Source organism: Thermus sp. 2.9, assembly GCF_000794385.1.
Lineage (GTDB): Bacteria > Deinococcota > Deinococci > Deinococcales > Thermaceae > Thermus > Thermus thalpophilus.
Genome location: NZ_JTJB01000001.1, coordinates 35687 through 51027, shown reverse-complemented (window position 1 = coordinate 51027; position 15341 = coordinate 35687). Strand labels below are relative to the sequence as shown.

Annotated in this window: 14 protein-coding genes and 2 pseudogenes; 7 read left to right on the top strand and 9 right to left on the bottom strand. The window is 67.5% G+C overall.

Annotation, left to right across the window (positions count from 1 at the left end; genetic code table 11):
- Positions 1-25: 25 nt before the first annotated feature.
- A complete protein-coding gene (locus QT17_RS00275; RefSeq protein WP_039454994.1) occupies positions 26-307 on the bottom strand; it encodes a putative quinol monooxygenase in 282 nt (93 codons plus the stop codon).
- Between the two features lie 116 nt (positions 308-423).
- Here QT17_RS00275 and QT17_RS00270 point away from each other — a divergent pair, with 116 nt between their 5' ends.
- Both QT17_RS00270 and QT17_RS00265 read left to right on the top strand, forming a co-directional pair.
- Positions 424-918 (top strand): MogA/MoaB family molybdenum cofactor biosynthesis protein, encoded by a 495-nt coding sequence (locus tag QT17_RS00270; protein ID WP_039454991.1) that lies wholly within the window; start codon positions 424-426, stop codon positions 916-918.
- Positions 911-2068: an aminotransferase class I/II-fold pyridoxal phosphate-dependent enzyme gene (locus QT17_RS00265; protein WP_039454988.1), complete on the top strand. Its 1158-nt coding sequence runs from the start codon at positions 911-913 to the stop codon at positions 2066-2068. Before QT17_RS00270 ends, QT17_RS00265 begins: the two co-directional genes overlap by 8 nt.
- On the opposite strand, the gene QT17_RS00260 is transcribed toward QT17_RS00265, so the two are convergent.
- The 5 genes and pseudogenes from QT17_RS00260 to aceE form a co-directional block, all read right to left on the bottom strand.
- Positions 2034-3272 (bottom strand): folylpolyglutamate synthase/dihydrofolate synthase family protein, encoded by a 1239-nt coding sequence (locus tag QT17_RS00260; RefSeq protein ID WP_039454984.1) that lies wholly within the window; start codon positions 3270-3272, stop codon positions 2034-2036. The two genes, QT17_RS00265 and QT17_RS00260, sit on opposite strands and share 35 nt — an antisense overlap.
- On the bottom strand, positions 3273-3668 hold the full coding sequence (gene perR / locus QT17_RS00255) for a manganese-dependent transcriptional regulator PerR (protein WP_039455462.1): 396 nt from the start codon (positions 3666-3668) through the stop codon (positions 3273-3275).
- Between the two features lie 25 nt (positions 3669-3693).
- On the bottom strand, positions 3694-4605 hold the full coding sequence (gene hemC / locus QT17_RS00250; RefSeq protein ID WP_039454979.1) for a hydroxymethylbilane synthase: 912 nt from the start codon (positions 4603-4605) through the stop codon (positions 3694-3696).
- A gap of 25 nt (positions 4606-4630) precedes the next feature.
- Entirely contained in the window at positions 4631-5905 is a 1275-nt protein-coding gene (locus QT17_RS00245; protein ID WP_039454976.1) for a 2-oxo acid dehydrogenase subunit E2, read from the bottom strand.
- A 10-nt stretch (positions 5906-5915) separates the two neighbouring features.
- A pseudogene (aceE, locus tag QT17_RS00240) lies at positions 5916-8632 on the bottom strand (pyruvate dehydrogenase (acetyl-transferring), homodimeric type).
- Positions 8633-8745: 113 nt separating this feature from the next.
- On the opposite strand from aceE, the gene QT17_RS00235 reads away from it, so the two are divergent.
- A complete protein-coding gene (locus QT17_RS00235; RefSeq protein ID WP_039454972.1) occupies positions 8746-9603 on the top strand; it encodes a LysR family transcriptional regulator in 858 nt (285 codons plus the stop codon).
- Here QT17_RS00235 and QT17_RS00230 read toward each other — a convergent pair.
- Together QT17_RS00230 and QT17_RS00225 are read right to left on the bottom strand one after the other, a co-directional pair.
- Positions 9600-9857, bottom strand: coding sequence for a hypothetical protein (locus QT17_RS00230; protein WP_039454969.1), 258 nt, complete (start codon positions 9855-9857; stop codon positions 9600-9602). The two genes, QT17_RS00235 and QT17_RS00230, sit on opposite strands and share 4 nt — an antisense overlap.
- Positions 9854-10117 carry a septum formation initiator family protein gene (locus QT17_RS00225; RefSeq protein WP_039455461.1) on the bottom strand — a complete coding sequence of 88 codons (264 nt, stop codon included), beginning with the start codon at positions 10115-10117 and terminating at the stop codon, positions 9854-9856. The genes QT17_RS00230 and QT17_RS00225 overlap by 4 nt, the downstream gene beginning before the upstream one ends.
- 197 nt (positions 10118-10314) lie before the next feature.
- Between QT17_RS00225 and QT17_RS00220 the strand changes: the two genes are divergently transcribed.
- On the top strand, positions 10315-10758 hold the full coding sequence (locus QT17_RS00220) for a Fur family transcriptional regulator (RefSeq protein WP_039454967.1): 444 nt from the start codon (positions 10315-10317) through the stop codon (positions 10756-10758).
- A gap of 42 nt (positions 10759-10800) precedes the next feature.
- Here the strand turns inward: QT17_RS00220 and QT17_RS00215 are convergent.
- Positions 10801-12197 (bottom strand): annotated as a pseudogene (locus QT17_RS00215) (leucyl aminopeptidase).
- A 41-nt stretch (positions 12198-12238) separates the two neighbouring features.
- On the opposite strand from QT17_RS00215, the gene QT17_RS00210 reads away from it, so the two are divergent.
- The 3 genes from QT17_RS00210 to pstS are packed head-to-tail and all read left to right on the top strand — an operon-like array spanning position 12239 to position 15337.
- The gene (locus QT17_RS00210) at positions 12239-13120 is read left to right on the top strand and encodes a DUF1385 domain-containing protein (protein WP_039454964.1); all 882 of its coding nucleotides are present in this window, start codon (positions 12239-12241) and stop codon (positions 13118-13120) included.
- Positions 13117-14226, top strand: coding sequence for a tRNA 2-thiouridine(34) synthase MnmA (gene mnmA, locus QT17_RS00205; protein ID WP_039454962.1), 1110 nt, complete (start codon positions 13117-13119; stop codon positions 14224-14226). Before QT17_RS00210 ends, mnmA begins: the two co-directional genes overlap by 4 nt.
- Positions 14227-14263: 37 nt before the next feature.
- Positions 14264-15337, top strand: coding sequence for a phosphate ABC transporter substrate-binding protein PstS (gene pstS / locus QT17_RS00200; RefSeq protein ID WP_039454960.1), 1074 nt, complete (start codon positions 14264-14266; stop codon positions 15335-15337).
- Positions 15338-15341: the final 4 nt, after the last annotated feature.

The following is a 15341-nucleotide window of genomic DNA, read 5'->3' as shown; positions in this document are numbered from 1 at the left end:
AGCGTAGCACCGAAGCAGAAGGGCTTTAGTAGGTGAAGCGCTCCACCTCCTGCAGCAACCAGATCTGGTGGTTAAACACCCCCGATTGGCGCATGGCCTCTTGGAGGTCCGCGGAGCGGGCGAAGGCCTGGGCCCCTTCGGCCGTGGGAAAGTGGTGGACCACCCAGGCCGCATGGGGGTCCCCGGGGTCCCGGAAAACCATGGAGGAAACCACCCCTTGTTCCCGCCGCATGTCCGCGAACCGGTCGTACACCTGCTTCCAAGCCTCAAAATCCCCCACCTGCAATCGGACCACAAACGACGTCATGCTGAACTCCTTTCCGCAACCCTAAGGACCCAAATCCTTATCTGCCCCTTCAGAGTAAGGGAAGGTGCGTTAGGTTTGCGTCATAGCCGCCTTTTTCGTGTGGTACCTTGAGGCAAATGTTCCGCGTGGGCATCCTCACGGTTTCCGACAAGGGCTTCCGGGGCGAGCGGGAGGACACTACCCACCTGGCCCTTAGGGAAGCCCTAAAGGGCGGGCCCTACGAGGTGGTGGCCTACGAGGTGGTGCCCGACGAGCCCCCCATGATCAAGAAGGTCCTCCGGCTTTGGGCGGACCGGGAAGGCGTGGACCTTATCCTCACCAACGGGGGCACGGGCCTTTCCCCCCGGGACCGGACCCCTGAGGCCACCCGGGAGGTCCTGGAGCGGGAGGTGCCGGGCCTACCCGAGCTCATGCGCCTAAGGGGCCTGGAGAAGACCCCCATGGCCGCCCTTTCCCGGGGGGTGGCGGGGGTTAGGGGGAAGACCCTCATCCTCAACCTCCCGGGAAGCCCCAAGGGGGCGAGGGAGTCCTTGGAGGCCGTCCTCCCCGTCCTTCCCCACGCCCTAAGCCTCGTCACGGGCAAGGCCTGGAAGGAGGGGCACCATGAGTAGGGTCCCGGAGCCTTCCATTTTCCTGGTGGTGGACGAGGCCAAGCGAAGGGCCCGGGAGAGGGGCTTGAAGCTCATAGACCTCTCCATCGGCTCCACGGACCTCCCACCCCCCGAGGCCCCCCTAAAGGCCCTCCAGGAGGCCCTCTTGGACCCCAGCACCTACGGCTACTGCCTGAAAAGCTGCACCCTGCCCTTTTTGGAGGCCGCCATCGCCTGGTACCGAGGGCGCTACGGGGTCCGCCTAGACCCCAGGCGGGAGGCCCTCGCCCTCATCGGAAGCCAAGAGGGCCTCGCCCACCTCCTCCTCGCCCTCACGGAGCCGGGCGACCTCCTCCTCCTCCCCGAGGTGGCCTACCCCAGCTACTTCGGCGCGGCCCAGGTGGCCTCCCTAAAGACCTTCCTCATCCCCCTGCGCCAAGACGGCCTGGCCGATCTCGCCAAGGTGCCGGAGGAAGTCTGGCAAAAGGCCAAGGTCCTCCTCCTCAACTATCCCAACAACCCCACGGGGGCGGTGGCGGGCTGGGCCTACTTTGAGGAGGCCCTGGCCCTGGCGCAAAAGGAGGGCCTTTGGCTCATCCACGACAACCCCTACGTGGACCAGGTCTACGAGGGGGAGGCACCTTCCCCGCTGGCCCTCCCCGGGGCCAAGGAGCGGGTGGTGGAGCTCTTCTCCCTATCCAAGAGCTACAACCTGGCGGGCTTCCGCCTGGGCTTCGCCCTGGGAAGCGAGGAGGCCTTGACAAGGCTGGAGCGGGTGAAGGGGGTGATAGACTTCAACCAGTACGCCGGCATCCTGCGCATGGGGGTGGAGGCCCTCAAGACCCCTAAGGAGGTGACCCAAGGCTTCGCCCAGGTGTACCGGGAGAGGGCCTTGGGGATGGCAAAGGCCCTGGAGGGGGCCCTGGAGCTCCTACCCCCCCGGGCCACCATGTACCTCTGGGGAAGGCTTCCCGAGGGGCTGGACGATTTGGACTTCGCCCTCCGCCTGGTGGAGCGGGGCGTGGCCGTGGCCCCGGGACGGGGCTTCGGCCCTGGGGGGAAGGGCTTTATCCGCATCGCCTTGGTGCGCCCCTTGCCGGAGCTCCTCCGGGCCGCGGAGGGCATCCGGGCCCTCGCTACTGAAGGCGCTCCTCGGGGAGCAAACCGCTGAGGCGCCGCTTCACCTCCCCCACCAGGTAGAGGCTTCCCGCCACCACCACCCTGCTTTCCCAAGCCCAAGCCCGCTCCAAGGCCCTTAGGGGGTCCTCCTCCACCGCCGCCCCGGGGAAGAGGGGAAGAAGGGCCCTAGGATCCTCCGCGCGGGGGGAGGCGTAACGGGTGAGGACCACGGGGCCAAGGCCGCGGAGGGCCTCCGCCATGGGGGCGTGGGCCTTGCCCTTGGTGAAGGCAAGGACGAAGGCGGCGGGCAGGAGGCCGTGGAAGCGGAGGGCCTCCCGCAGGGCAAGTGCGCCCTCGGGGTTGTGGGCCCCGTCCAGGATGAGCTCCTTTTCCCCCAGGCGAAGCCTTTCCAGGCGGCCCGGGTTCTCCGCGCGGGCAAGGCCCCTCCCTATGGCCTCCCACCCCACCCCCAAAAGCCTTCCCCCCACCGCCGCCAGGGCCAGGTTCTCCGCCTGGTGGGGGCCGAGGAGGGGGGCCTGGAAGGCCTGGCCTTCCCCCCTCAGGACGAGGGTGAAGGCGAGGCCCGTGGGGGTGGGGGCCACCCCTTCCAGGCGGAAGTCCTCCCCCAGGACCCATAGGGGCGTGCCCCGGGCCTTGGCCTGGAGCTTGAGCTCCTCCAGGCCCTCCCCCCGGGCGGCGGTGAGGGCGGGGACGCCGCCCCGGAAGATCCCCGCCTTCTCCCGGGCCACGTCCCTTAAGGTGGGGCCCAGGACCTCCAGGTGGTCGTGCCCGATGTTGGTGACGAGGGAGAGGACGGGCTCGGCGGCGTTGGTGGCGTCCAGGCGCCCCCCAAGGCCCACCTCGAGGACCGCGAACTCCACCCCCTCCCGGGCGAAGTGGAGGAGGGCCAGGGCGGTCACCGCCTCAAAGAAGCTCGCCCCCACCGCCTCGGCGTGGGGGCGGACCTCCTCCAAGAGGGCGTGGAGGCGGGCCTCGGGAATGGGCTCCCCCTGGAGGGCGATGCGCTCACGGAAGTCCACCAGGTGGGGGCTGGTGTAAAGCCCCACCTTAAGGCCCGCCTCCTCCAGGATGGCCGCCAGGGCCCGGGCGGCGGTGCCTTTGCCGTTCGTCCCCCCCACCAGGGCCACGGGGTAGGCCTCCTGGGGGTGGCCCAGGCGGGCGAGAAGGGCCCGGATGCGCTCCAGGCCCAGGGTCACCACCCCCTGGCGGGCGTAGAGCCAGGCCAAAGGGTCCATTTAGCCCTTGGGGGCCGCCTTGCAGGTGGGGCAAAGCCCCTTGAAGGTGACCTCAGCCGCCCGCACCTCCACCCCGGGGTGGGCCTCCCGGGCCAGGGCCACCAGGTCGGGGAGGTCCACCTCCAGGTCCACGATGGCCCCACAGGCCTCGCAGACCAGGTGCAGGTGGGGGTGGAGGTTGGCGTCGTACCGGGTGGCCTCCCCCGCCTTGGTGATGGGCACCAGGTACCCCTCCGCCACCAGGGCCTCGAGGGTGCGGTAAATGGTGCCCAGGCTCACCTTGGGCACCACCTTGCGCACCTCCTGGTAGATCCAGGCGGCGTCCGGGTGGTGGTGGGCCTGCCGCACCACCTCCAGAATGGCCTTGCGCTGGCGGGTCAGACGCTTCAGCGCCATCAGCTCCACTATACCCCAAACCTCACTAAACCGCTCGGGTTTGGGCGAGGATCTCCCGCCCTCCCTGCTCCAACACGTCCTGGGCGAGTTCCAAACCCAGCTCCTCCGCCTCCGAGGCGTCCCCCTCAATCTCCGCCCGGATGAAGCTCTTGCCGTCAGGGGAGAAAAGCCCCCCCTCCAGGACCAAGGTGCCGTCCTCCGCCACTTGGGCCAAGGCCCCCACGGGGGCCAGGCAACCCGCCCCAAGACCTTTGAGGAAAGCCCTTTCCGCCCGCACCCGGTCGTGGGAGGGGTGGTGGTGGAGGGCGTAGCAGAGCTCCTCCGCCAGATCGTCCCCCTTCCGCACCTCCAGGGCCAAGGCGCCTTGGCCGGGGGCGGGAAGCATCACCTCGGGCTCCAGGAACTGGTCAATGCGGTTCCGGAGGTCCAGGCGCAAAAGCCCCGCCGCCGCCAGGATGATGCCGTCGTACTCCCCATTGCCCAAGGCGGCCAGGCGGGTGTCCACGTTTCCCCTAAGCTCCTTCACCACCAAGTCCGGCCGGTGGGCGAGAAGCTGGGCCTTACGGCGCACGGAGCTCGTCCCCACCACCGCCCCTTGGGGCAGGTCCTCCAGGCGCTTGTAGGTCTTGCCCAAAAAGACGTCCCGGGGGTCTTGCCGCCGGGGGATGGCGGCAATCTTAAGCCCCGGGGGCTCTTCCGTGGGCAGGTCCTTGAGGGAATGCACAGCGATGTCAATCTCCCGGGAAAGCAAGGCCTCCTGGAGCTCCTTGACGAAGATGGCCTGCTCCCTGGGGTCCGCCCCCTGGTCCCCCCGGGTCTTCACCGTCTTGACCTTAAACTCCGCCTCGGGCCAGCTTTCCTTGAGGCGCTCCACCACCCACCGGGTCTGGGCCAGGGCAAGGGCGCTACCCCGGGTTCCCACCACGATGACGCGCATACTTTCCCATAGTACACGAGGGCCCTTATTCCAGGGCGAGGCCCAAGGGGTCCTCCAGAAGCCCCGCCAGGTGCCGGCAGAAGCGGGCGGCCTCGGCCCCGTCAATGAGGCGGTGGTCGTAGGTGAGGCTAAAAGGCATGACAAGCCGCGGCACGAAGGCCTCCCGCTCCCCATCCCAGACGGGCTTCATCTGGGAGCGGGAAACCCCGAGGATGGCCACCTCGGGCCAGTTGACGATGGGGGTGAAGCCCACCCCGCCAATCCCCCCCAGGTTGGAGAGGCTGAAGGTCCCCCCCTGCATCTCCTCCGGGGCAAGCTTCCGCTCCCTGGCCCGTTCGGAAACCTCCTGAAGCTCCTGGGCCAGGCGCAAAACCCCCTTCTGGTCCACGTCCCGGATTACCGGGACCAGGAGGCCGTGGGGGGTGTCCACGGCCACGCCGATGTGCACGTAGTCCTTGTAGATGACCTCGGCCTTTTCCGCATCTATGGAGGCGTTGAACTTGGGGAAGGCCTTCAAGGTGAGGGCCAGGGCCTTGAGGAGGAAGGCGGTGAGGGTGAGGCGGAAGCCCCTTTCCTCCGCCTTCTTGGCGTAGCGCTTGCGCAAAGCCTCCAGCTCGGTGATGTCCGCCTCGTCAAAGTGGGTGACCATGGGCACCTGGGCCCAGGCCTGGGCCATGGCCCGTAAGGTGGCCTTGCGCACCCCGCTCATGGGCTCGGTGCGCACCGGGCCCCACTTGGCGAAGTCGGGAAGCTTGGGGACCGGAAGGGCCACCCCCTCCTTGGGCGCTTCCAGAAGCCCCGCCGCCCGGCGTACGTCCTCCTCCGTGATGCGCCCGGCGAGGCCCGTGCCCCGCACCCCCGCGAGGTCCACCCCGAGCTCCCGGGCAAGCCGCCTTATGGAGGGGGCGGCGGGGATGAGGCGGCGCTCTTCAGGAGGAAGAGGCTTTGGCGGCTCGGGCTTGGGCGCCCCGGGGGAAGGGGCCTCGAGGGCTTGCGCCTCCGCCTTATTGGAAGAAGCGGGCGCCGCCTCGGGGAGCGTCTCCGCCGCCCTGGTGGGGGCCTCCCCACCTTCCTCGCTCAACTCCAAGAAGGGCTGGCCCGGGCGCACCTCGTCCCCCACCTTCACCAGCACCCGCCGCACCACCCCGCCCGCCTCCGCGGGCACCTCCATCACCGCCTTGTCCGTTTCCAACTCCAAAACCGGCTGGCCGGGGGTTATGCGGTCGCCCTCCTTGACCAGAACCCCCACCACCGTGGCCGCGCTCACGTTATCGCCCAGTTCGGGAAGCTTGAGTTCCATGCCTGGCCTCCTAGCGCCGGTGGGGCGGCACTTCCTCTAGCTTAAGGCCGAGCTCCCCCCGCGCCCGCTCCAAGACCTCGGCCCCCACCTTCCCCTCCTCGTGGAGCAGGGCCAAGGCGGCGTAGGCGATGTGCCGGGCGTCCACCTCAAAGAAGTCCCTTAGGGCCTCCCGGGTGTCGGAGCGGCCGAAGCCGTCGGTGCCCAAGGCGCAGAAGGGGCGGCCCACGTGGTCCCGCACCAGGTTGGGCAGGGCCTTGAGGTAGTCCGTGGCCGCCACCACCGGGCCCTCGTGCCCCTCCAACACCGCCCGCACGTGGGGGGTTCGCGCCTTGCCGAGGAGCCTCCTTTCCCGTTCCGCCTCCATGGCGTCGTAGTAAAGGGCCTTGTAGCTGGTGGCGCTCCAAACGTCCGCCACCACGCCGTACTGGGCCAGAAGGTCTTGGGCTTTGATGGCCTCGGGGAGGATGGGCCCCGTGCCCCATAGCTGCACCCTGGGGCCCTTCCCCTCCCCTTTGCGGAAGAGGTAAAGCCCTTTGAGGATGCCTTCCTTCACCTCCTCCCGGGGCTCGGGCATGGGGGGGTGGACGTAGTTCTCGTTTTCTATGGTGATGTAGTAGAAGACGTCCTCCCCTTTCCCGTACATGCGCCTCAGGCCGTCCTCGAGGATCACGGCGAACTCGTAGGCGAAGGCGGGGTCGTAGGCCAGGAGGTTGGGGGCGGCCAGGGCGTAGACGTGGCTTTGGCCGTCTTGGTGCTGAAGCCCTTCGCCGAGGAGCGTGGTGCGCCCGGCGGTGGCCCCGAGGAGGAAGCCCCGGGTGCGCTGGTCGGCGGCGGCCCAGACCAGGTCCCCCACCCGTTGCAGGCCGAACATGGAGTAGGTGATGAGGAAGGGGATGGTGGGGATGCCCCAGTGGGCGTAGGCGGTGCCGGCGGCGATGAAGTCCGCCATGGCCCCGGCCTCGGTGATCCCCTCCTCCAGGATCTGGCCCTCCTTGCTCTCCTTGTAGGCGGTGAGGGTGCCGGCGTCCACGGGGATGTACAGCTGCCCCTGGGGGGAGTAGACGCCCACCTGGGCGATCAGGGCCTCCATGCCGAAGGTCCTCGCCTCGTCGGGGACGATGGGCACGATGAGCTTGCCGATGGTGGGGTGGCGGAGGAGCTTGGCCAGGATGCGCACGAAGGCCATGGTGGTGGAGATCTCCCGCCCGCCCGAGCCCTCGTAGAACTCCCGGAAGAAGTCCTCCCCCGGCACCTCGAGGCCCCCCTTGAAGCGCACCCGACGCTCGGGGAGGAACCCCCCCAGCGCCTTCCGCCGCTCCTTCAGGTAGCGCACCTCGGGGGCGTCCTCCCCGGGGTGGTAGTAGGGGAGGTCCTTGAGCCTCTCCTCGGGGATGGGGATGCCCAAAAAGGCCCGGGCCTCCCTTAGGTCCTCCTCCGTGAGCTTCTTCACCTGGTGGGCCACGTTCTTGGCCATGGCCGTGGGCCCCATGCCGTAGCCCTTGATGGTGCGGGCCAGGATGACCACGGGGCTTCCCTTGTGCTCCACCGCCATCTTGTAGGCGGCGTAGATCTTCCTGAGGTCGTGGCCCCCACGGCTACGGGTGAGCTCGGTGAGCTCCTCGTCCGTCATGCCCTCAATGAGCCGCTTTAGCTCCGGGGTGTTGAAAAAGCGCTCCCTGAGCTCCTTCCCCCCAAAAGCGGCGTAGCGCTGGCTCTCCCCGTCCACCAAGGCCTCAAAGCGCCGGAGGAGGTGGCCCTCCCGGTCCTTGGCGATGAGCTCGTCCCAAGCGGAGCCCCAGACGACCTTGATCACCCGCCAGCCCGCTCCCCGGTAAAGCCTTTCCAGCTCCTGGATGATCTTGGAGTTGCCCCGCACGGGCCCGTCCAGGCGCTGGAGGTTGCAGTTCACCACGAAGATCAGGTTGTCCAGCCCCTCCCGGGCGGCGAGGTGGAGGGCCCCGATGGTCTCCGGCTCGTCGTGCTCCCCGTCCCCCAGGAAGGCCCAGACCTTGGCGGAGCTTTGGGCTTGAGGCCGCGGTCCTCGAGGTAGCGCATGAAGCGGGCCTGGTAAATGGCCTGGATGGGCCCAAGGCCCATGGAAACCGTGGGAAACTCCCAGAAATCCGGCATGAGCCAAGGGTGGGGGTAGCTGGAAAGCCCCCGCCCCTCCGGCACCGGGGGGTGCACCTCCCGGCGGAAGTTCTCCAGGTCCGCCTCCTTAAGCCGCCCTTCCAAGAAGGCCCGGGCGTAAATCCCGGGGGAGGCGTGCCCCTGGAAGAAGACCAGGTCCCGGTCCAGCCCCGCCTCCGGCCCCCGGAAGAAGTGGTTGAACCCCACCTCAAAAAGCTCGGCGATGGAGGCGTAGGTGGAGATGTGCCCCCCGATGCCGTCCGCCTTCTGGTTGGCCCGGGCCACCATCATCGCGGCGTTCCAACGCAGGATGTTGACGATGCGCCGTTCCAGCTCCAGATCCCCCGGGTAAGGCGGCTCCTTCTCCTTGGGAATGGTGTTCAGGTAGGGGGTGGAGAGGCGGTTTTGCGGGAAGTACCCCTGCAGGTAAAGGTACTCGTCCAAAAGGCGCAAAAGCTCCTCCACCCGCTCAAATCCCTCCACCCGGAGGACGTACTCCAAGGACTCCAGCCACTCCCGGTTTTCCACCTCCAGGAAGCGGGCCCGCTCCTCCTCGGATAGGGCCATCCAGGCTTCCCTTAGCGCGCGCTCCGTCATGCTTCCCCCTTTTGGCGCCAACTACACTACACCGACTCATTCCCCAGTCTGGGGCAAAGGAGGCGGCTTGTCCAATAGAAAGGTGGGGCGTGGAGTGATAGGATTTTCTTATCATGAACCTGCGCCGCTTGCGGCTCTTCCTCGTGTTGGCGGAGGAGGGAAACTTCCACCGGGCGGCGGAGCGGGCCTACCTCTCCCAGCCCGCCCTTTCCCAGCAGATCAAGGCCCTGGAACAGGAGCTCGGGGTGCGGCTTTTGGAAAGGAAGCCCTTCCGCCTCACCCCCGCGGGGGAGGTGCTCAAGGAGGAGGGAAGCCGCCTCCTCCAAGAGGTGGAGGCGCTAAAGGAAAGGGTGCGCCGGGCGGGCTGGCAGGCCCTCCGCTTCGGGGTGCCGGAAAACCTGCTTCCCGACCTCATGCCCCTTCTGGACCACCTGCGCCGGGGGTTGGGCCAGGCGGTGGAGGTCCTGGAGATGCACACCCCCGAGCAGGTGAAGGCCCTGAAGGAGGGGAGGCTGGACTACGGCCTCGCCGGGCTCAAGGTGGCCGACCCCGCCGTCGGGGAGGAGCCTCTTCTGAAGGTGCCCATCGTGGTCCTCCTCCCGGAAAGCCACCCCCTGGCCCGGGAAGCGCGGGTGCCCCTCGCCGCCTTGAGGGACGAGCCCTTCCTGCTCCTGCCCAAGGAGACCCTCCCCCCTTTGCACGAGGCCTTCATGGAGGTGTTCCGCCGGGCGGGGTTCACCCCCAAGGTGGCCCGGGAGGTGGCCCGCTTCCCCCAGGCGGTGAGCCTGGTGGCCGCCGGGGTGGGGGTCTACCTCACCCTGGCCCCCTACCGGGTCTTCCCCCACCCGGGCACGGTGCTCAAGCCCCTGGCCGAGGAGGCGGCCTTGCAGGTTTCCCTCATCTACCGCAAAAGCCCGCCCCCGCCCCGCCTCGAGGAGGTGCGGGAACTCCTGAAAGCCCTGGTCCTTTAGGCCTGGAGGCCCGGGGGCTCCCCTTCCCCCCAGCTCAGCTCCACCAGGCCGATGAGCTCCTCCACGGGCACGCCGTAATCCCGGGAAAGGCGGGTGATCTCGTGGCCCAGCCGCCTCAGGTGGGCGAGCTGGGCGGGGCTCGCCTCGTGGGCCAACTCCAAAAGCCAAGAGAGGAGGGTTTCCGCCTCCTCGTCGGTGAGGCCGTCGGTCAAGGCCTCGTCTTCCAAAAGCAGGTGGGCCGGGTCTTCCCTCATCGCCGTTTTAACGTCTCCTCTGGGCGCACCAGGCCGAGCCTGCGGGCCAGGGCCTCGAGGTGGGCGGGGTCCTGGGCCGCGGCAAGCTCCGCCTTGAGCTCGGCCACCCGGGCCTCGGCCCGGGAAAGGGCCTCCTCCAGCCTAGCCCTTTCCTGGGCCAAGCGGTAGGCCCGCACCCCCTCCTGCCCCAGGAGAAAAAGGGCGTGGGCCACGCCCAGGGCGAAGACCAGGTGCAGGATGCGGTAGATGGGCCGCTCCAAGGTGGGCCCATTATACCCTGGACGGGCCCTTGCGGTTTTAGAAAATTTTCTCCAAAATAAAAAGGAGAAGCTTAGCAAAATCTCCTCCAGAAGAAGCATTCTTCCGTGCAAACTATTGATTGTACTCGTTTAACACGGCTCAAGTGTTGCATTTGCACATGGCCTGTGTATACTGGAATTGAAAGGAAGGAGGAGCCATGCCAAGGACCAAGGAAAAGGAAAACTACCGGGCGCGGCTAAAGGCGGTGGGCCTCCGGCACACCCTGCCCAGGGAACGGATCCTAAGCTTCCTGGACCGCAAGAACGTCCACCCCACCCCGGAGGAGCTCTACCAGGGCCTGAAGAAGCGGGGCTACGACATCGGCCTTTCCACCGTTTACCTGAACCTCCACGTCCTGCGGGAGCACGGCCTCATCTACGAGTTCAAGGACCCCAAGGGCTACACCCGCTACGACGGCTACAACGAGCCCCACGCGCACCTGGTCTGCACCTCCTGCGGCAAGGTGGAAGACCTCCTTTTGAAGAACCTTCCCGAGCTGGACCTCGAGCCCGCCCTCAAGGCGGCCGCCGAGCGCACGGGCTGGGCCCTGGAAGGCTTCCGCCTGGAGTTTAGGGGGAAGTGCCCGAACTGCCAGGGCTAAGGGGGGCTACCTAAGGGCCCGGGGGTGCCCCGGGCCCTTTCCTTACCCCTGAACCAGGGACTCGGCCAGGCGCAGGATGGTGCGCACGCCGAAGCCCGTCCCTCCTTCCGGCCCCAGGGCGTGGGCCTTCTTGGAAAAGGCGGGCCCGGCGATGTCCAGGTGGACCAAGGGCATCTTCACGAACTCCGCCAGGAAGAGGGCGGCGGTGATGGCGCCCCCGTTGCGGTCCCCCACGTTCTTTAGGTCGGCCACGGCGCTTTTGAGCTTTTCCCGGTAGGACTTCTCCAAGGGCATGGGCCAGACCTTCTCCCCAACCTCCTCCGCCGCCCGGCGCACCGCCTCCCCAAAGCCCGCCTCCGTGGCGAAGAGCGCCGCCACCTCTTCCCCCAGGGCCACCACCGCCGCCCCCGTGAGGGTGGAAAGCTCCAGGATGCGCTGGGCCCCCTGCCGCTCGGCGAAGGCCAAGGCGTCCGCCAGGGTGAGGCGGCCCTCGGCGTCGGTGTTCATCACCTCCACGGTCTTGCCGGAAAGGGTCTTGAGCACGTCCCCCACCCGGTAGGCCCGGCCCGAGATCAGGTTCTCGCAGGCGGCGATGTACCCCCGAAGCTCCAGTGGCAGGCCCAAAAGGGCGGCCCCCCTAAAGGCCCCGAGCACCGCCGCCGCCCCCGCCATGTCCGACTTCATGGTGGCCATGCTCTCCGTGGGCTTTAGGGAGTAGCCCCCGGAGTCAAAGGTGAGGCCCTTCCCCACCAGGTCCAGCCTGCCCTTGGCCCCTTCCGGGCGGTAGCGGAGGTGGATGAAGCGGGGCGGATTCTCCGAGCCTTGCCCCACCGCCAAGAAGGCCCCCATGCCCAAGGCCTGGATGGCCCCTTCGTCCAAGACCTCCACCTCCACCCCGAGCTCCTTTAGGGAAAGGGCCGCCTCCGCCAGGGCCTCTGGGGTGAGGAGGTTCGGGGGCTCGTTCACCAGGTCGCGGGCGAAGTAGACCCCTTCCGCCACCTTCCTCGCCCGCTCCAAATCCCCGGGCTGGGCGCCGGAAAGCTCCAGGGTTAGGGGCTTCTCCTCTTTTTCCGTCTTGTGGCGGGTGTAGCGGTAGGCCCCGAGGTACAGCCCCTCCGCAAGGGGTAAGCCTCTCCCACCCCCTCCACCAAAACCCGGGGGAAGGAAAGCCGGGTGAGGACCTGGGCCAGCCGACCCCCCGCCGCCCGCAGGTCCTCCCCCAGGGCGAAGAGGAGGACGTGCCCTTCGGGCGTGGCGAGGAGGAGATGGTCCCCCGCCTCCTTAAGCCCCGCCCCCTCCCAGGCACGGCGCAAAAGCCCGCCCAGGCGGGCGTCCAGGGCTTCTCCCTGGGGCAGGAGGGCTCCTTTTTGCACGAAGGCCACCTTCAAGGGGGCTTCCGCTTCCAAAAGCGTCGCCTGGCTAGCGCTTAGGGTGATCACGCCTAGGGTTATACCACGCCGCCCGTGGCAGAATGGGAAGGATGCGCTTCTTGCTTTTGGCCAAACAGGCGGCCTTGGGGGGGGCTGCGGCCCTCGAGGGCGTGATGATGAAGGCTCCCTGGGCCTGGGCCCTGGCGGTGCGGCTCAAGAACGGGGAGATCCACGTGGAGCGCCACGAGGAGCCCGCCCTCACCGAGCGCTACCCCTTCGCCCGCCTCCCCCTCCTCCGTGGGGTGGTGGCCCTCTTTGACGCCCTTTCCGTGAGCTACCGCGCCTTAGCCCGGAGCGCCGAGCTCGCCGGGGAAGAGGAGGTGCCCAAGGGGGCGCTTTGGGGCACCGTGGCCTTTAGCCTCCTCTTGGGCATCGCCCTCTTCATCGTCCTCCCCGGCTTCCTCTCAGGGCTCTTAGTGGACCCAAGCCGCCACCCCGTCCTCTACAACGGGCTGGCGGGCCTCATCAAGGTGGGGATCCTCCTGGGCTACCTCCGCTTCATCGGCCGCATGCCGGAGATCCAGCGCTTTTTCATGTACCACGGGGCGGAGCACAAGGCCATCCACGCCTATGAGAAGGGCCTGCCCCTCACGGTGGAAAACGTCATGGCCCAGCCCCGCTTCCACCCCCGCTGCGGCACCACCTTTCTGGCCTTCGTCATCGTGGTTTCCGTGTTGGTCTATAGCTTCATTCCCGCCCCCGAGGTGCTCTGGTGGCGGCTTCTGGCCCGGGTCCTCTTCCTCCCGGTGGTGGCCGCCTTGGCCTTTGAGCTCCTTTACTTCTCCGCCCGGCACCACGATCCCCTCTCCCGCCTCCTAAGGGAGCTTGGCTTCCGCTTCCAGGCCCTCACCGTGGCCGAGCCCCCCCCCGAGATGGTGGAGGTGGCCATCCGGAGCACGGAGGCGGCGCTTAAGGAGAAGGTGGTGGCATGAAGCGGGTCCTGGTGGCCATGTCCGGGGGGGTGGACTCCTCCGTGGCCGCCCTCCTCCTCAAGGAGGCGGGCTACGAGGTGGTGGGGGCCATGATGCGCTTCTGGCCCGACCTGCCCCCCGTGCGCCTGGAGGGGGGAAAGCCCAGGGCCTGGGAAAGCTGCTGCAGCCCCGACGCCGCCTACGAGGCGAGGCGGGTGGCGGAGCTTCTTGGCATCCCCTTCTACCTCCTGGACTACCGCGAGGTCTTTGAGGAGGAGATCATCGGGCCCTTCCTCCAGGACTACGCCCAGGGGCGCACCCCCAACCCCTGCGCCCGCTGCAACACCCACGTGAAGTTCGGGGCCCTCCTCCAGCAGGCGAGGCGGCTCGGCCTGGACTACGTGGCCACCGGGCATTACGTGCGTAAAGAGGGGCAAGCCCTCCTCCGGGGGCTGGACCCCAGGAAGGACCAGACCTACTTCCTTTGGGGCACCCCCAAGGAGGCCATCCCCCACCTCCTCTTCCCCGTGGGGCACCTCACCAAGCCCGAGGTGCGGGCCCTGGCGGAGCGGGCGGGCCTCCCCACGGCCAGGAAGCCGGAAAGCCAGAACCTCTGCTTCGTGGCCGGGGACATAAGGGAGTTCCTGCAAAGCCGGCTCCAGACCCGCCCCGGCCCCGTGGTGGACGCCCTCACGGGGGAGGTGGTGGGGGAGCACCAGGGGGCTAGCCTCTACACCCTGGGGCAGCGCAAGGGGCTTGGGCTCTTCAAGCCCCACCTGGAGCGGTACGTGGTGGGACTAAACCCCGAAGCCAACATCGTCTACGTGGGACCTAAGGAGGCCACCTTCTGGCAGGGCTTGGAAGGGGAAGGCCTGAACCTCCTGGCCGAGCTCCCCGAGGAGGTGGAGGTGCAGGTGCGCTACCGCACCCCCCCCGTGCGGGCCCGGGTGGAGTCCCTGAGCCCCTTGCGCCTCCGCTTCCAAGAGCCCGTCTTCGCCGTCACCCCCGGGCAAAGCGCTGTCTTCTACCAGGGGGAAAGGCTTTTGGGTGGAGCGGTGATCCGCCGGGGGCTTTACAACCTGGCGGGACTGGACGAGGTAAGCTCCAAGGTCCTGACCGTCTCCTGACATGGGGCGTGCACAGTGTTCCGTGGGAGGTAGCGCGATGAGGAAACGCGGTTTTATTGGGGTTTTGGTTCTTTTGGGCCTCACTTGGGCCCAGCAAAGCGTCACGTTGGTGGGCGCCGGCGCCACCTTTCCCTATCCGCTGGTAGCCAAGTACGCCGATGCGTACGTTCGGCTCACGGGGGGTAAGGTGCGCATCAACTACCAGTCCATCGGCTCCGGCGGCGGGATCCGGCAGTTTCTGGAGCAAACCGTACACTTCGGAGCAAGCGACGCCCCCCTGGATGACCAGCGCATGAAGGAGATAAGAGGACGCTTCAAGACCAACGCCCTAAATATCGGTTATGCCCTGGGGGCGGTGGTACCCACCTACAACCTACCCGGGGTCCAGGAGCCCCTGCGCTTCACCGGTCAGGTTTTAGCCAACATCTTCTTGGGCAAGATAAAGACCTGGAACGATCCCGCCATCCAGGAGCTGAACCCTGGAGTCAAGCTCCCGCCCTTGCCCATCACCGTGGTCCACCGTTCCGACGGATCCGGCACCACCTACGTTTGGGCAGACTATCTTTCCAAAGTAAGTCCCGAATGGGCACAGAAGGTGGGCCGGGGCACCAGCTTGGCCTGGCCTGTGGGAGTCGGGGCCAAAGGAAACGAGGGGGTAGCCGGGGTGGTGCGGCAAACTCCCGGGGCCTTGGGCTACGTGGAGCTCACCTACGCCAAGCAGAACGGCCTCGCCTATGGCGCAGTGCAGAACAAAGCGGGGCGCTTTGTTCTAGCGGATCTCGCCTCCATTAAAGCGGCGGCCAACGTTCCCCTACCCGGGGACATGCGGGTCTCCCTCACCAACACGGCCGCCCCGGAGGGCTACCCCATTGCCAGCTTTACTTACCTCCTCCTCTACGAGGAGCTTTCTGCTAACAAAGCAGTGGCGTCGGAGGAGGAGGCCCGCGCCCTGGTGCAGTTTGTGAACTGGATCCTCACCGAAGGGCAGAGGTACAACGAGTCCCTGAATTACGGGGCCCTTTCCCCCGTTGCCCAACAGCGGGCTTTGGCCCTCCTTTCCCGGGTAACCTACAAGGGCAAGTCTATTGGCAAGGAGATCGTGAACCGCTAAAGCG

Coding starts and splice junctions, on each gene's coding strand:
- QT17_RS00275 (WP_039454994.1), bottom strand. CDS start 307: ATGACGTCGTTTGTGGTCCGATTGCAGGTGGGGGATTTTGAGGCTTGG.
- pstS (WP_039454960.1), top strand. CDS start 14,264: ATGAGGAAACGCGGTTTTATTGGGGTTTTGGTTCTTTTGGGCCTCACT.
- hemC (WP_039454979.1), bottom strand. CDS start 4,605: ATGCGCGTCATCGTGGTGGGAACCCGGGGTAGCGCCCTTGCCCTGGCC.
- mnmA (WP_039454962.1), top strand. CDS start 13,117: ATGAAGCGGGTCCTGGTGGCCATGTCCGGGGGGGTGGACTCCTCCGTG.
- QT17_RS00245 (WP_039454976.1), bottom strand. CDS start 5,905: ATGGAACTCAAGCTTCCCGAACTGGGCGATAACGTGAGCGCGGCCACG.
- perR (WP_039455462.1), bottom strand. CDS start 3,668: ATGGCGCTGAAGCGTCTGACCCGCCAGCGCAAGGCCATTCTGGAGGTG.
- QT17_RS00270 (WP_039454991.1), top strand. CDS start 424: ATGTTCCGCGTGGGCATCCTCACGGTTTCCGACAAGGGCTTCCGGGGC.
- QT17_RS00220 (WP_039454967.1), top strand. CDS start 10,315: ATGCCAAGGACCAAGGAAAAGGAAAACTACCGGGCGCGGCTAAAGGCG.
- QT17_RS00210 (WP_039454964.1), top strand. CDS start 12,239: ATGCGCTTCTTGCTTTTGGCCAAACAGGCGGCCTTGGGGGGGGCTGCG.
- QT17_RS00265 (WP_039454988.1), top strand. CDS start 911: ATGAGTAGGGTCCCGGAGCCTTCCATTTTCCTGGTGGTGGACGAGGCC.
- QT17_RS00230 (WP_039454969.1), bottom strand. CDS start 9,857: ATGAGGGAAGACCCGGCCCACCTGCTTTTGGAAGACGAGGCCTTGACC.
- QT17_RS00260 (WP_039454984.1), bottom strand. CDS start 3,272: ATGGACCCTTTGGCCTGGCTCTACGCCCGCCAGGGGGTGGTGACCCTG.
- QT17_RS00235 (WP_039454972.1), top strand. CDS start 8,746: ATGAACCTGCGCCGCTTGCGGCTCTTCCTCGTGTTGGCGGAGGAGGGA.